Annotated in this window: 11 protein-coding genes; 8 read left to right on the top strand and 3 right to left on the bottom strand. The window is 42.2% G+C overall.

The features are described 5' to 3' along the window. Positions 1-13 precede the first annotated feature (13 nt). From PSU72_RS10460 to PSU72_RS10450, 3 genes are read left to right on the top strand one after another with little or no spacing between them, the layout of a single operon-like run. A complete protein-coding gene (locus PSU72_RS10460; protein ID WP_300432369.1) occupies positions 14-1,264 on the top strand; it encodes a TolC family protein in 1,251 nt (416 codons plus the stop codon). Beyond that, positions 1,261-2,373: an efflux RND transporter periplasmic adaptor subunit gene (locus PSU72_RS10455; RefSeq protein WP_300432367.1), complete on the top strand. Its 1,113-nt coding sequence runs from the start codon at positions 1,261-1,263 to the stop codon at positions 2,371-2,373. The genes PSU72_RS10460 and PSU72_RS10455 overlap by 4 nt, the downstream gene beginning before the upstream one ends. A gap of 2 nt (positions 2,374-2,375) precedes the next feature. Continuing rightward, complete coding sequence (locus PSU72_RS10450) at positions 2,376-5,432, top strand: CusA/CzcA family heavy metal efflux RND transporter (protein ID WP_300432365.1); 3,057 nt, start codon at positions 2,376-2,378, stop codon at positions 5,430-5,432. A 130-nt stretch (positions 5,433-5,562) separates the two neighbouring features. On the opposite strand, the gene PSU72_RS10445 is transcribed toward PSU72_RS10450, so the two are convergent. Genes PSU72_RS10445 through PSU72_RS10435 form a run of 3 tightly spaced genes read right to left on the bottom strand, consistent with a single transcriptional unit; the run spans position 5,563 to position 10,940 of the window. Beyond that, on the bottom strand, positions 5,563-8,460 hold the full coding sequence (locus PSU72_RS10445) for an EAL domain-containing protein (RefSeq protein WP_300432363.1): 2,898 nt from the start codon (positions 8,458-8,460) through the stop codon (positions 5,563-5,565). A gap of 6 nt (positions 8,461-8,466) precedes the next feature. Further along, positions 8,467-8,985 (bottom strand): YfiR family protein, encoded by a 519-nt coding sequence (locus tag PSU72_RS10440; RefSeq protein WP_300432361.1) that lies wholly within the window; start codon positions 8,983-8,985, stop codon positions 8,467-8,469. Beyond that, the gene (locus PSU72_RS10435; protein ID WP_300432359.1) at positions 8,982-10,940 is read right to left on the bottom strand and encodes a TonB-dependent siderophore receptor; all 1,959 of its coding nucleotides are present in this window, start codon (positions 10,938-10,940) and stop codon (positions 8,982-8,984) included. The genes PSU72_RS10440 and PSU72_RS10435 overlap by 4 nt, the downstream gene beginning before the upstream one ends. Positions 10,941-11,303: 363 nt before the next feature. On the opposite strand from PSU72_RS10435, the gene PSU72_RS10430 reads away from it, so the two are divergent. The 5 genes from PSU72_RS10430 to PSU72_RS10410 all read left to right on the top strand — a co-directional run bounded on the left by PSU72_RS10430 (position 11,304) and on the right by PSU72_RS10410 (position 16,013). After that, positions 11,304-11,903 carry a hypothetical protein gene (locus tag PSU72_RS10430; protein WP_300432357.1) on the top strand — a complete coding sequence of 200 codons (600 nt, stop codon included), beginning with the start codon at positions 11,304-11,306 and terminating at the stop codon, positions 11,901-11,903. 74 nt (positions 11,904-11,977) lie between these two features. Then, positions 11,978-13,741 (top strand): 30S ribosomal protein S12 methylthiotransferase accessory factor YcaO, encoded by a 1,764-nt coding sequence (gene ycaO, locus PSU72_RS10425; RefSeq protein WP_300432355.1) that lies wholly within the window; start codon positions 11,978-11,980, stop codon positions 13,739-13,741. A gap of 94 nt (positions 13,742-13,835) precedes the next feature. After that, on the top strand, positions 13,836-14,435 hold the full coding sequence (locus tag PSU72_RS10420; RefSeq protein ID WP_300432352.1) for a sigma-70 family RNA polymerase sigma factor: 600 nt from the start codon (positions 13,836-13,838) through the stop codon (positions 14,433-14,435). A 2-nt stretch (positions 14,436-14,437) separates the two neighbouring features. Then, complete coding sequence (locus tag PSU72_RS10415) at positions 14,438-14,887, top strand: cupin domain-containing protein (protein ID WP_300432350.1); 450 nt, start codon at positions 14,438-14,440, stop codon at positions 14,885-14,887. Between the two features lie 61 nt (positions 14,888-14,948). Continuing rightward, a complete protein-coding gene (locus PSU72_RS10410; protein ID WP_300432348.1) occupies positions 14,949-16,013 on the top strand; it encodes a hydrolase in 1,065 nt (354 codons plus the stop codon). Positions 16,014-16,021 lie beyond the last annotated feature (8 nt).

Here is a 16,021-nt window from a genome sequence, read left to right as displayed (position 1 = left end):
ATTAGGAGTTTTTATGTTTAAACCACATTACTTAGTGTGGGCATTGTTTTTATCTTGTGTCTTTCATAGCGCTTTGTCATGCGCTGAAGAGATACAGCATGAAGATATATTGACCTCAGATAGCACCCTTACCTTGCATGATTTAGTAGAGAAGTCTCTACCAAACTACCCCAACAGCCAATTACTTAACGCTAAAAAGCAAGAGCTTGAAGCGCGCCAAATACATGCTAAAGGCTTACTGCCTGCTGCGCCTAGTATTATGCTGCGCAATCAAAATGACCAATTACTGAGTCGCAATGGCGAAAGCGAATGGGAGCTGGGTGTTGAGCTGCCAATTTGGTTAAGCGGTCAACGAAAAGCACGCGAAGCTATTGCAAATGCTTCGTTACAAAACCTGAATAGCCATACACAAAATATACGTTTGCAATTAGCTGGCATGGTGCGAGATGCGCTATGGGAAATTCAGCTAATGCAAGGCTTGGCTGATATTGCAAAGAATAAATATGAGGCTACAAGCCAATTGCAGCAAGATATTGAAAAACGTGTGAAGCTTGGCGACATGGCGCAAAAAGACTTATTAGTCGCACAAACTGATACTTTACAAGCTGAGTCTGAAAAAATTTACGCAGAAGCCGAAGTTCAACATGCAAAGTTCCGCTATACGAATTTGACGGGTTTGAAAGTAATACCTGCTGAATTTACAGAAGCAAAATCCAACAAAAGCGAGCTGGATGAAACGCATCCAGCTTTAGTTGAAGCTAACGATAAAATCGCTTTAAGCGAACAGCGGAGCAATTTAACAAAAATTGAATCGCGCGACAATCCAACCGTTATTATCGGTACACGTAGTTTACGCGGCGCATCGGATACACAGTTCAACAATAGTTTGGGCATAACCTTGCGAATTCCGTTACAGACAAAATCACGCAATGCGCCACTGCTGGCCGCAGCTGAAGTGCAAAATTCCGAGCAACAGGCAAATCTAAGTCAATTAAAACAACTCCTTGCCGCAGCCATGCACGAGGCTGAACATAACTTCGAAGTTGGTCTTACTCAACTAGAAGTGCTTACAAAACAAAACAGCATCGCACATCAAAGTTTAAACGTCACTCGCAAAGCCTTTCAATTAGGTGAACTGGATTTAAGCGACTTAATGCGCGTGCAAACACAGGCTTTCAATGCCGACAGAAGCCTAAAAAATAAACAAATTCAACAACTTTGGAATACTGCGCGCTTTAATCAAGCAGTAGGAGAATTACCATGAGATTCACTCTATATTTCACCTTATTTGCATTTTATTGCGGCCAAGCGATGGCTGTCGATCTAGTGAAAATGACAGCCATTCAACAAAAAAACTTAAATATTAAAACTGTTAAGTTGCAAGCTGAAACAAAAACATCTGGTCAAGTGTATCCTGCGGAAGTCGTCGTGCCAGTCAACCAAGTTCGTGTGGTAAGCAGTGCTTACGCAGGCTTGGTTGATCAGTTACATGTAACAGCAGGCCAAACAGTGAAAAAAGGCCAAGTACTGGCACATATTATTAGCCCAGAACTCATCAGCATGCAGCGCGAGTATTTACAAAGCAATACGCAAAAACGTTTGGCTAGGCAGTCGCTAGACCGTGATGAAGCTTTATTTAAAGATGGCATCATTGCCGAAAAGCGCCTGCAAACGTCACAAAATAGTCACCTTGAAACTGCTGCACAAATGAATGAACGTCGGCAATTACTTAAACTATCTGGCATGGGTGATGGCTCGATTAACCAGCTTGAAAAAAGTGGTCGCTATCAAAATGGTATCGCTTTAGTTGCACCAATTTCTGGTGTAGTGCTAGAGCAAATGGTCACACAAGGACAGCGCATTGATGCGGTGATGCCATTGCTAAAAATTGCGCAATTAAGTCCGCTTTGGGTAGAGGCACATGTGCCACTTACTGATCTTAAAAAAAATCACATTCAAAAAGGCGCGCTAATCGCTATTAAAGACGTAGATGTATCTGGCCAAGTAATTACAGTGTTGCCTAGCATGCGAGCGCAAGATCAAACTGCGATTGTTCGTGCTGAAATAAGACGTGGCATTGTTGAGTCTAACGTTCAACTATTTCCTAGCCAAATGGTGGATGTCATTATTTCATCCACTGCCAGTGCCAGTATGAGTAACTTTAAAGTACCAACTAGCGCGCTGGTGAACCATCAATCACGCGTGGTGGTGTTTGTACAAACAGACGCTGGCTTTGAAGTTCGCGAGGTCAAAGTACTGAATGCCCAAGGGGATATTACTAGCATCGCTGGTGAATTTAACGGCACAGAAAAAATCGTAATAAGTGGTACAGCTGCCATTAAAGCGAGTTGGCAAGGTATGGGTGGGGAATAAGCATGAATAAACTGATTGAAATATCGCTTAAAAACCCGTTACTTATTTTCATATTCACTGCCTGTATTCTATTCGGCGGGCTTTATGCCGCCAAAGAACTGCCGATTGATGCATTTCCTGATGTATCTAGTACGCAGGTTAAAATTATTATGAAGTCTCCTGGTTTAACGCCAGAAGAAGTTGAAGCGCGTATTACAGCACCACTTGAAATCGAAATGTTAGGTTTACCCAATCAAACCATGCTGCGCTCAGTAGCTAAGTATGGGCTTACCGATATCACGATCGATTTTGCTGACGGCACAGATATTTATTGGGCGCGCAACCAAGTAGCAGAAAGAATTAATGCTGTGCGTGGCGACTTACCGAGTGATGCCACAGGTGGCATTGCGCCTATGACTACACCGCTAGGTGAAATGTTAATGTTTACTGTTGAAGGTGGTGGTTTGAGTTTAACCGAGCATCGAAGCCTGCTAGATTGGGTGATTCGACCTCAATTAAGAAGCTTAGTAGGTGTAGCCGACGTAAACTCATTAGGTGGCAAAGTAAAAACCTTTGAAATTGTGCCTGATTTAAATGCGATGCAAGCGCGTGGAATTACTTTAGATAGATTACAAACTGCGCTAGAACGTAATAACCGCAACGATGGTGCCGGACGACTGAGCCAAGGCGAGGAAGCGATCATCGTGCGCAGTGAGGGTCGTATCAACGCATTGAACGATATTTTAAATACCGTAGTGAAAACTGATACCAACGTTGTGGTTCGAGTTAAAGATATTGCTAGCGTGAATATCAGCAACCTCACCCGTAACGGCGCTGTTAGCCACAACGGACAAGGTGAAGTGGTCGAAGGCTTGGTTCTGGGTTTGCGCGGTGCAAACGCGCAAAAACTTGTTGAGGGTGTGAAAGCTAAATTAGCTGAAATTGAACCAACTTTACCCAAGGGCGTAAAGCTTAATATTTTTTACAATCGTGGTGATTTAGTCGATAAAGCAATACATGGCGTTTCTAAAGCCATGTTGGAAGCCATAGTACTGGTACTGATATTGCTTATGCTATTTTTGGGTAATATTCGCGCGGCAGTGACTGTAGCTTTAGTCTTACCGCTTTCTGCATTGATGACATTTATGCTGATGCGTTATTTTGGCGTAAGCGCTAATTTAATGAGCCTAGGTGGATTGACTATCGCTATTGGTATGTTGGTAGATGCGGCCGTTGTTGTGGTTGAAAACATAGAGTCTAAACTTGCCCATTACGATGGAAAGAGCAATAAGATTGCCTTGATTTTACAGGCGGTAAAAGAGGTTAGTACGCCAGTTATCTCAGGCATCGTCATTATTATCGTCGTCTTTCTGCCATTACTCACTTTACAAGGCTTAGAAGGTAAGCTGTTTGCGCCAGTAGCACTCACTATTGTGTTTGCTTTGGCTGCTTCGTTGTTATTGTCACTGACTGTCATTCCAGTTTTTGCGGCAATGCTTATTACCAAAAAGCATCATGCAGAGCCTTGGCTAGTACGTCAAGCTTTACGCGCTTACACACCAATTCTAAAGATGGCATTGAAGAGAAGTAAACTGGTAATGCTGATTGCAGTGGTTTTTTTGGTTTTAACAGTGGTCGTTTACACACAAATTGGTAAAACTTTTATGCCTACAATGGATGAAGGTGACATTATTCTGGGAACAGAAAAGCTGCCCTCTATCACTTTAAACCAAAGTGTTGCCATGGACAACGCCATACAAAAAGCCATTCTAAAAGATGTGCCTGAAGTCGCCCAAGTCGTGTCCCGTGCAGGTTCTGATGAGTTAGGTTTAGACCCAATGGGCTTAAATCAAACAGATAACTTTGTGATTTTAAAGCAGCGTGATCAATGGCGCACACAAAATAAAGAAGACATCATTGATAGTTTACGTCAGGTAATGACTAATTTTGCCGGCATCGATTACAGTTTCACGCAGCCAATTGATATGCGTGTGAATGAAATGATATTAGGTGTACGCGGCGACTTAGCCATCAAGTTATACGGCGCAGATTTAAAAGTACTGGGAGAAAAAGCCGAAAAAATCAAATCGATATTAGAAGGCATTCAAGGTGCGCAAGATGTTTATACCCCGCAAAATAGCGGTGTGCAATATTTATCCGTCAATATTGACCGCGAAAAAGCTGGCAGATTAGGCTTTGATGTGATGCACATTCAAGATGCGCTACGTGTGCAAGTTGAAGGGTTGCAGTTAGGAATTGTGCAAGAAGCCGAGCGCCGCACACCACTAGTGATTAAAGGCGCAGAAAGTTTACGCCTCTCCCCTGCTGATTTTGCAAATATTCGCATTACATCTAGTGAGGGCGTCAGTGTGCCACTTGCAACCTTGGCAAATATACAACGCATTGAGGGACCAGTGAAAATTGATCGAGAACGTGCAAGTCGCATGGTAGTAGTTACGAGCAACGTAAAAGGTCGAGATTTAGTAAGCTTTGTTGAAGAGGCTAAACAAAAAATCACCTCACAAGTCAAAATAGATGCAGGTTATCGAATGCAATTTGGCGGTCAATTTGAAAATCAACAACGCGCTGCACAGCGGCTTTCTATTGTTATTCCAATCGCCATTTTGATGATCTTTATTTTGCTGTTCTCAACTTTTCACTCGATTCGTCAAACAGTGCTAATTTTGGCCAATATTCCATTTGCCATGATAGGTGGTGTATTTGCGCTATGGGCTTCAGGCGAGTACTTATCTGTGCCCGCCTCAGTGGGCTTTATTGCATTGCTGGGCATTGCAGTGCTAAATGGTGTAGTGATGATGAGCTACTTTAATCAACTAGAAGATGAAGGCTTACAACTGATTGATGTGGTGATGGAAGGCGCAAAACGAAGATTACGTCCAGTACTAATGACCGCGAGTATCGCCGCCTTTGGTTTGGTGCCATTATTATTTGCCACCGGCCCAGGGTCTGAAATTCAGAAGCCTTTAGCCATTGTGGTCATAGGCGGCTTAATCACCAGTACTATTTTAACGTTGATTTTGTTGCCGATGCTGTATCAGCGATTTGGAAGTCGCAGGTAATTTAAATTTAAGTAGATTTTTAATTAAGATGAAAACGATTAACTGTTAAAAAATTCACTTTTAAAAATACGCAAGTTTTTTGAGTTTTCAGCAGTTAATCTCCATCTTAGGCATTTTTATTGATTGCTTTTCACATCAGTTTAATCTGAGCTTCAAACTGCTCAATTGGCATGGGCTGCCCAAATAAGAATCCTTGAAAACAAGTGCAACCACTATTGATCAGTACGTTTAGTTGTTCACTGGTTTCAACGCCTTCAGCAATCACCTCAAGATTTAATGTTTGCGCCATCACAATGGTGGTACGTACAATGGCTTGATCACTGTTGTCCACCGCAATGTCGTGTACGAATGATTTATCTATTTTCAATTGAGTGAGTGGTAATTGCTTTAAATACTGTAGAGATGAGTAACCTGTTCCAAAGTCATCCAGTGAAAACTGGATGCCTATTTCTTTCAAAACATTCATCGTCTTAATCGTGTCTTCAATATTATCTAACAACATACTTTCGGTTAATTCTAGTTTAAGCATCGCTGGGTTGATCGCATGATTTTCTATGGCCATCTTAACTTGCTTAATAAAGTCTGCTTGATAAAACTGCTTAGCACTTACATTAATCGAGAGCTTGAGGTTGCGAGTGCTAGCCTCTAACTCCCAAGCTTTAAGCTGTGCACAGGCCTTGTCTAGCACCCATTTTCCGATAGTAAAAATCAGACCATTATCTTCAGCTAGTGGGATAAATGCAGGTGGAAATACTGTCCCGTGTATAGGGTGAATCCAACGAATCAGCACTTCTGCGCCTAAAGGCTGACCTGCAATATCGACTTGCACTTGAAAGTACAATTGAAACTGTTGTCGTTCAATCGCCACGCGCAATTCACGGTCTAAATTAACAAGGTGGTTAATCGCATCTTGCATTTTAGGGTCAAAAAATCGTATGGCATTACGCCCTGCTTTTTTTGCTTGATACATCGCAATATCAGCCTGTTTTAACAACTCTTCTATACCCGACTGATGATCATTAAACAAGGTAACGCCTATGCTTGGTGAGCTTAGGCACTCATACTTAGAAAGCGTATAAGATTCATTGAGTATGCTTAAATATTTATCGCATATCACTTTTGCATGCTCAGCAGCTTCTATAGGCTTGTCGCTCAAGTTTTCTAAAATTACAACAAACTCATCACCGCCTATGCGCGCAATCGTGTCTTCTTCACGTGAGGTAGCGGTTAAGCGGTTAGCGACTTGTTGCAATAACAAATCGCCCACATCATGACCAAGTGTGTCATTAAGTGTCTTAAAATTATCTAAATCAAGAAATAAGACTGCGCCGTACATTTTACTGCGGGCACTGGCTGCCAAGGTATGTTTAAGCCTATCAATCAGCAATCGCCTGTTAGGTAGACCTGTAAGTGAATCATAAAATGCTAGATTCCTGATTTCTTCTTCAGCCGCTTTACGTTGTGTAATATCAATGCCTGCACCTACATAATGACTGACTACGCCGTCCTTGCCACTGACCGCAGAAATAGTAAGCCATTTGGGATAAACCTCACCACTCTTACGACGCGCCCAAATCTCCCCTTGCCATGCACCTGTTTTACGAATGGATTCCCATATCTCTAAATAAAAATCTGCAGTATGGAGGTTTGATTTGAATATATAAGCATGTTGACCAATGACTTCATCAGCCGCATAGCCAGTCGATTCAGTAAAAGCCTGATTAACTCGCAATATGATGCAATTAGCATCAGTGATCAGCAAGCTTTCTTGTGATTGAAATGCCGTTGCGGCAATTGTAAGTTCAGACTCGGCTCTATCCCGTTCAATAGCAATGCTAGCCAAATCTGCATATTGTTCAATAATAGCAATATCAGAGTCTTTGGGGCTGAGTGCTTCATGGTGGTAAATAGAAAATACACCTAGGACTTTACCCGTCGAAGAAATCACTGGATGTGACCAGCATGCCGCTAATCCAGCCTTATTAGCAAGTGCTTTATATGCTGAGTCATAGGGGTGCGCCTGAATATTTTCAATGATGACCGGCTTACCAGTAACCACAGCAGTTGCGCAAGGCGTTAGGCCATGACTAAGCTTCATCTCTTTTATAAAATCAATATAAAAATCAGGTAAATTGAGTGAGATGTTGCGACAAAACTGTGTGCTGTCATTATTAAGCAACCAGAAACAACAAATTGCGTCTTTATTAGAATGCTCGGTACTTTCTGAAAACCTGCTAGCTACAATAGCTTCAAGCACCTCACCTAAGGGCTTGTGATTAGCCAACATCCTCATAATATTGCTTTGGGACTCCTCTCGGACTTCAGCAAGTTGTATCTGTTGCAGCATTTCGTTAAAACCAGTGGCTAACTCCCCTACTTCATCACTAGAAATATGATCCATACGGCCTGAATAGTCGATATTGTTGGAAATATGACGCATCATATAATTCATATTCAGAATTGGCTGTGTAATTGAACGTATCAGGGGGCGTAGCATAAGCATTGCAAAGCTTAGCGCCACAACAACCGCTAGCAAAGCTATACCTCCATACAAAAATATATGCTGATAAAGCAGATTGAAGTTAGCCTCTAGTACAAGCTGTCCAACTGAATTACCTTTAAATTTAATGTCTTCCGACAAAGTCATCTTAGTCCACGTGTACTTAGTACCGTACCAAGTGGGCCTATCTAGCGCCTCTGATTGCTGTAGATTTGACTTACTATACGCCGCAAAAGGAGTGCCATCGCGTAGGAAAATTTGCGCCCTATCTAGGCTAGGTGAAGCATGCAGTGCAGAGAGCACATCACTGGTAGCTACCGGGTCAATAAAAGCTATAGCGGCCGCGCTATTGTCTGCAATAATGTTTGATTGAACCGATAAATCAACAGACTGATTCTGCCTGAGAAAGTAAAACTCATACGACATCATCACAATTAGCATCACCAGCATCGCTGATATAATCGAAACCACACTAATCGTGGTTAATTTGGTTTTAATCGATAAAAAATGTTTTTGTCTTTTAATCATATCAATCTATTTTGCCAGCCGAACTAGTCTGGAGCTTAAAGTTAAATGCGCGTGTTTCGCAGACTCAACATTGACGTTAAAAACCAATCGCCGATTGTCTGGAAACATATTAATCATCACGCCTGACTTCACCAAATCAACGTTATCGCTCACTGTCAGCACAGGCAATTCACCAAGTTTGTTAAGAATGTTTTTAATATCTAATGGATCAGTGTCGCCCAGATAAAGAACTTCACAAGCCTCTATGTTGGAAAAGTTTTGCAAGCGGATGATTCTAATATATCGTTTATTAGCCTCAGTACCATCAATTTCATTAATGGCATCATCCATCGCGCTTTTCCCGATAACACAAACACGCAAGGAGTCATTGACTGTTTTAGGCCATTCAGTTAATAGAATAAAGTTATAAATGAAAGCGGCTTTTAATTTGTACTCTGGCGCAGGATCAGCTTGGCAGCTTTGCACCAAAGGCAAGCCAAGCAGACTTGCAATAAAACATTTATAGATTAAAGGTTTTATTTTCATTTGAAGGCGTAATCAACTTGTAGCCAAAAATTACGGCCATCCATCTGCAGCGTATCCTGCACTAACCCAGCAGGAGCCACTGAAACGTATTGACGATCAAAAAGATTTTTAATACTAAAAGATGCGCTAACGCCATTGACTGGCCGCTCGGAGCTGAACGTTAGATTCGCCACAGTGTAGCCCGCTGCCAACATTCTTTTTTCAGTGTAGCGCGAGCTGGTAGTTTGCACTTCAAACCCAGTACGAACTGTATTTTGCAGCATAGGAAAAGTTAGATTTATTTTGCCAAGATTCTGTGGAGAGTTCACCATGCGCAATCCGTCTGAATCTGTCGAAAACTGCTTTGCATAACTACCATGCAATCGCACGCCATTATCCCAAAGTCTATGCAGCTCGAGTTCTAAGCCATTAGCATGCCCACCACCCGAGTTGACATTCTGATTCAACGTAGAAGGTGAAGGTACAGGTATACTCGTAATAATGTCGCTTGTTTGATAATGGTAAAGTGATGCGATTGCTCGCATATTTCTAGAAAACTGCTGTTGAACAGTTAATTCAGTTGATGTGACGAACTCAGGCCCTAGAGCTGGATTGATTGCTTGTGTGTCATCATGATAGAACTGTTCGTATGCAGAGGGCCGTCGGAATGCAGAGCTATATGACAATTTAACGGTCGTGGGATTAAATGGCGTGTAGATTAAAGCAGCCCGAGGACTAATGTTTGTGCCTAGTCCTGAGGTATTCTCAACTCTACCACCAAGGTTAAACTTTAAGTTGTTAGTCACGCTCATTTCATCTTGAGCATAAAAACTTACTGTTTCTCTGCTGTAGTCTGACGAGCCGAAGTGGTTTTGAAAACTTATTTCAAAGTCATTACGATACTCCGCACCAAACACTAATTTGTGATCATCAAACCAGTCGCCAACAAACTTTACATCTCCACCAACCCATTGACCGCGGTTATGTTCATGTATAAAACCTAGTGTTGGGTCAGTTAACGCTGTTCGATCCAGATAGTAGCCGTAATACACATGGCTAGAAGCCTTTACGTGAGAGCCGATATTATTATCTGATTTTAAGCTAAGAAATCCATTGGTGTCCCAATCCCATGTTAATGCGTTAAAAACCGTACCATAAGCCCCTGTTGGATTAGCATGTCTTCGTGAAACGTATCCTCCTTCAATGCTTACGCCCTCAAACTGTAATTTACCGAAAAGACGCGGGCTACGCTCAAAATCAAGGTTATTGGCTACACCGTAATTAGTTGATGGGCTATTGAACTCAGGATAGTAGTGGTCTTGTCCGTCACTATGTAACGCAGAAGCTGAAAGCAGAATATCTGCACCATTATCAAATCGTTTACCGTAGGTAACTCGGCCTTTTTTTCCGCCAAAACTAGCGAGTTCACCTGACACCTGAGTTCCGTTAAAATCACGACCTTTTTTTGTAATGATATTAATGATGCCAAAGAAAGCATTATTTCCGTAGATGGCTGAACCAGAGCCTGGGACATACTCTACTCGCTCGATGAGTTCCGTATCCAGTAAACCATCGTTACCAATGTAAGCTTCATCGTAAATATTATCGTTGGTGGCATACCCATCAATCATCAATAATATACGACCAACATAATCGCCAGAACGACCAAGGCCTCGTCCGCCAAGGTAATAGATACTCCCGTCATACGGCGTATAGAGTCCACGCATGCTATTGACTATTTCAGCCACACTACGATATCCATAAGCACGAATATCATCAGCAGTGACGATTGAAATAGCAGTACTTGCATCGCTAATTTGATTAGCAATTTTAGCCGCCGAAACATACTCCACATCAAGTAGCTGTTCTAACTCCATGTGAGTTAAATCTGCTTGATTATTAGTACTTTTTTCTGCGCCAACTGCCTGACCTGCTACAAAGAGCAGTATTGTTGTTAACAAAACTATATAGCGCATTAATACTTCCCTTAAACCGTGACTACATGCCTATAAGTTTATATTTGTAGCAAAGATGTTGAAACAAACTCGTCCTTGGACTTCATTATATCTAACAATAATCTTGGTTGGATATTTTATCTACCTTGAAGTGTGTTTGATTTTTCATATTCTAATTTGGATGAATAGCTACAACTTTGCAAAGACAATTCTATACATATGTAACAAAATGTAAAATAAAATTTATATTTAGCTGCACGTCATCACATCACTTAAAGTAAGTTTACTGCTGCAATACTAATCATAGATTAAATAACGTCAAAAACTCTCTCCCCTTTAATGCCGTATACTGAGTTAACTGAAATTATGTCTACGGAAAACAACATGAATGAGCGCGTTCAACAGTTACTAAATCAAATGAATTTACTAGAAGACGAGCTGCGCACAGCCTTAAGCGAACAGCAATCAACCATGTTTTTTCAAATCAAAGGTAAGCGTGTTGAGTTTGAACAATCCATCAAAGCTACACACCGTAAACTCAAACGAAATTTCTTTCGCTGGCTGGTCACAGACCGCCCACAAAACCTGATTACTGGACCTATCATTTATTCGATGATTGTTCCCCTGCTCGTCACCGATCTTTTTGTCAGTTTTTACCAAATGACTTGCTTTCCGATTTACGGTATTAAAAAAGTGAAACGTGGTGACTATATTATTTTTGATCGCCAACATTTAAGTTACTTGAACTTCATTGAAAAGTTTCATTGTACTTACTGCGCTTACGGCACTGGTATGGTGGCTTATATCAGCGAGATTATCGCCAGAACCGAGCAATATTTTTGCCCAATTAAACATGCCAGAAAAGTATTAGGTACGCATGCGCGCTATTCCAAATTTTTAGACTTTGGTGAAGCCGAAAATTACGAAACTAAATTAGAGGAATATCGACGCGCGTTATCGCCAGATAGAATCGATAAAAAGTAGTCAATTTACCGCCTTATTTTCGCTGTTTTAGCTCCGCATGATATTCTGTAGGCTTTTAGCCAAGAGCCTTCAAAATGACTGTCAATTCAACCACTACAGAAACCTTTATCCCTAGCAAAGATGCCTCACTAGAATCATCCATCCGCACGCTACAAGGCAAACTAGAGGCGCTTGGTATCCATGTAGAAGAAAAATCATGGTTAAATGAGATTGAAGGTATTTGGTCTGTGCACGTGATTGACCGCGATTGCACTCGCCTATTTACTAACGGCAAGGGCGCATCTCAATTAGCGGCTCGCGCGAGTGCGTTGGGCGAATATTTTGAACGCCTAAGTACTAACTACTTTTGGACGCATTTTTACCTAGGCGAAACCATCGCTAATAAAGAGTTTGTACACTACCCAAATGAGCAATGGTTCCCCTTAAATAAAGGTAAATCTGCTGACAAATGGCCTGCTGGCTTACTCACACCAGAGCTACAAAAATTCTACAATCCAGAAGGCACAGCAGTTGCCAGCCAACTAATTGATTTAAACTCAGGCAATAAAGAGCGCGGTATTTGCGCTATTCCATACACGCGTTTGCGTGATGATAAAGTCGTTTATTTCCCAGTCAACCTGATCGGCAATTTGTATGTGAGTAACGGCATGAGTGCGGGCAATACCTTGATGGAAGCCCGCACACAAGCGCTTGCTGAAATTTTTGAACGCGACATTAAATACAAAATCATCCGTGAAGGCATTTGCTTACCTGACGTGCCAGAAGCTGTGATTAACCGCTTCCCACGCATTGCTGCAGGCATTAAAGGTTTACGTGATGCAGGTTACGGCATTTTAGTGAAAGATGCTTCTTTAGGCGGACAATACCCAGTAATGAACGTCACCTTGTTACACCCTGAAGATCAAGGCTGTTTTGCCAGCTTCGGTGCACATCCGCGTTTTGAAGTGGCACTAGAACGTGCATTGACCGAGTTACTACAAGGACGCGCACTTGGTAGTTTAAAAGGCTTCGTTGCACCCGGCTTTGATATGGAAGAAATTGCTGATTCACAAAACTTAGAAATCCACTTTGTGGACTCTAGTGGCGTGATTAGCTGGGACTTCTTACGCAGCACGCCAGATTACGAATTTGTCGACTGGAATTTCGGCACCACAACGGAAGAAGATTACAACTGGTGCGTGAATACTATCCACAATAGCGAACATGATATGTACATCGCCGACTTTATGCATTTAGGTGTCTATGCCTGCCGCATTTTTGTACCAGGCATGTCAGAAATTTATCCTGTTGAAGAATTGGAATGGGAAAACAATACCGTAGGTAATTTAGTGCGCCCTTTTGCATTGCGACTACAAGATTTGCAACAAGAGGAATCTGCAGAACTACTTGAAACGCTGCTTGATTTAGATTTAGCCGATGAATTACCAGTCACGACATTGATAGGTCTATGCGCTGACGCTGGCACTACTTGGGTAGATTTACGTGCCGGTGAGCTCAAAACGCTCGCAGCTTTAGCCGCAGGTGATATAGACAATATCCTAGATGGCTGCGCTTGGATTGCGCAATTTAACGAATTGCCGCCAGCACGTGCCAAAGTTTATCGCTGCATTGCCAACTTAGTGCAAATTGAAGAAGAGTTAGAGAATGGCGATACTGCTTTATTTGAAGCCAACTTGGCGCTTATGTATGGCAAAGATACTTTGGCTCAAGCACAACGTCTAGTGAATCAAGAAGAACAGTATTTTGGCCTAGGTAATTTAGGCGCAAATATGGAAGCCAGCAAAATGCACCAACAATTATTAGCTGCTTATCGCAAAGTATGGAAACAACTTAATTAAACTTTAAGATGTTTTTGCAATCTCGCTATAGATTGCATCCAAAAGCACATATGTTGCGTAATGCTTCATATGATAGTTAATTTGATTAAATACCATGGTTGAACTTATGTATGTAACACCTACGCATCTGCACGACCTCTCGCCGCCGTCGGATATGCTCGCGCTTATTGGTAGGATGGCGAAAAGAGATGAGTCGTCGCTTGAGGCTTTTTACGACCTGACCTTGTCAAAAGTCTATGGGCTAGCGCTTAAAATCACGCGCCGTCACGACTTAGCTGAGGATGTTGTAGGCGATACCTATTGGCAGGTTTGGCATCAGGCGGTTAGGTTTGATATTAGCCGCGGCGTGCCGATGGCGTGGCTAATGCTCATCTGCCGAACTCGCGCTTTAGATGCATTGCGTAAGTTAGACGAAGCAGATTCCCACCCCGAACCTAGTGAGTTAGTTGTAGAAACAGGATTTTCTTGCCCCACGCTTGAGAAAATGCTGACTTTAGAAAGAGATTCGGCGCTACATGTTGCCATGGCAAAGCTTTCTGCCATCCAAAGACAGTTAATTGCGCTTGCTTTTTTTAAAGGGTATACCCATCAAGAAATTTCCGAACAGACCAACTTACCTTTAGGTTCTGTTAAATCACATATTAAACGTGCACAAGCGACACTAAAAGATGCGCTATTGCACCAGGAGGCCTAATCATGGCTAAAGATAAAGACTTAAATTTTTTAGAAGCATTAGATATCACAGTGGCTGGTGCGGTAGCATCAAGCCTACTACCGACCATTCCTGCACCAGAAGTGGCAAGCAGAATGAAAGCAACCTTACTCAATAGAATTAAAACTGCTGAAAGTAGTAATCGCTTTGTGTTTGCTGACCAAGGCGATTGGCGCACTGTTGCCGAAGGCGTGCAAGTCAAGATATTAAGGCAAGGATCTGACAGTCGCTCAGCTCTAGTTAAAATGGCCGCCAATAGTTTTTTACCAGCGCACGAACATGATTTTGATGAAGAAGCCATCGTGCTAGAAGGCGAAGTTTGGCTTGAAGACATTTTATGTGGCATTGGTGATTACCACCTTGCTCATGCAGGCAGCGCACATCGCGAGATTCGCACTGACCATGGCTGCTTATTGTTTATTAGAAACGCCTAACTGTTTAAGCTACACACAACCACATTAAACAAACACTTTGAACAGATATAGCGTAGTTTTTATGATGATATTTGGCTTCGTAGCAACGCCAAGTGTTGCTGAAGAGTCATACTCAGCACCATTTTGGCTCCCTAGTGGGCATCTGCAAACGATTTATCCAGCAGTATTCGCTGCGAAACAAGGAGTGAAGTACCGTCGTGAACGCTGGGAATTAGATGACGGCGACTTCATGGATGTAGATTGGCTAGATAACGAGAATAGCAGTCAACAAAGTGTCGATGCTGTAAACACGCCAACTGTCGTGTTATTTCATGGTCTAGAGGGCAGTTCTAAAAGCCATTACGCTTTAGCCTTAATGGCTAACTTGCAAGCAAAAGGTTGGCACGGCGTGGTTGTGCATTTTCGCGGCTGCTCTGGCGAAAACAATCGTTTACCTCGCGCCTATTTTGCTGGAGATAGTGCTGATATAGAAATGGCACTATCTCGCGTTAAAAAAACTGTGGGCAATGCGCCAGTATATGCCGTTGGCGTTTCATTAGGCGGTAATGCGCTGTTAAAGTGGCTGGGTGAATCAGGTGAACATGCAGCAAAGATCATTCAATCGGCAGCAGCCATTTCAGCCCCTACAGACTTGGCCGCTTGTGGAGAAGCATTAGATAAAGGGCTTAATCGCGTGCTTTATACCCCTATGTTTGTAAATAGCATGCGGCCAAAAGCCCTTGAAAAAGCGCACCAATTTCCAGGTTTGTTGGATGAGGAAAAGATTAAATCCGCAAAGACTATTCGCGAGTTTGATACCTACGTCACCGCCAAGCTACATGGCTTTAAAGATGCTGACGATTATTGGGCTAAAAATGCGGCCAAGCCTTGGCTACCCTATATCCATATTCCAACCTTAGTTCTTAACGCAAAAAACGATCCTTTTATTCCTGTAGAGTCTCTACCTGATCAATTTTCAGTATCTGATACCGTGACCTTAGAAACCACCGAAGAAGGTGGACATGTTGGCTTTTTAAGCGCACCATTCCCGGGCAATAACAATTGGCTTCCACAACATATCATTCATTACTTTGAATCCTTACAGTTAAAAACCACGATCACTAGTCATCTAACAATTGACCAGTGATCGTGGTT

Origin of the sequence: Methylotenera sp. (assembly GCF_029945535.1) — a bacterium.
Lineage (GTDB): Bacteria > Pseudomonadota > Gammaproteobacteria > Burkholderiales > Methylophilaceae > Methylotenera.
This window is presented reverse-complemented; position numbering and strand designations above follow the sequence as displayed.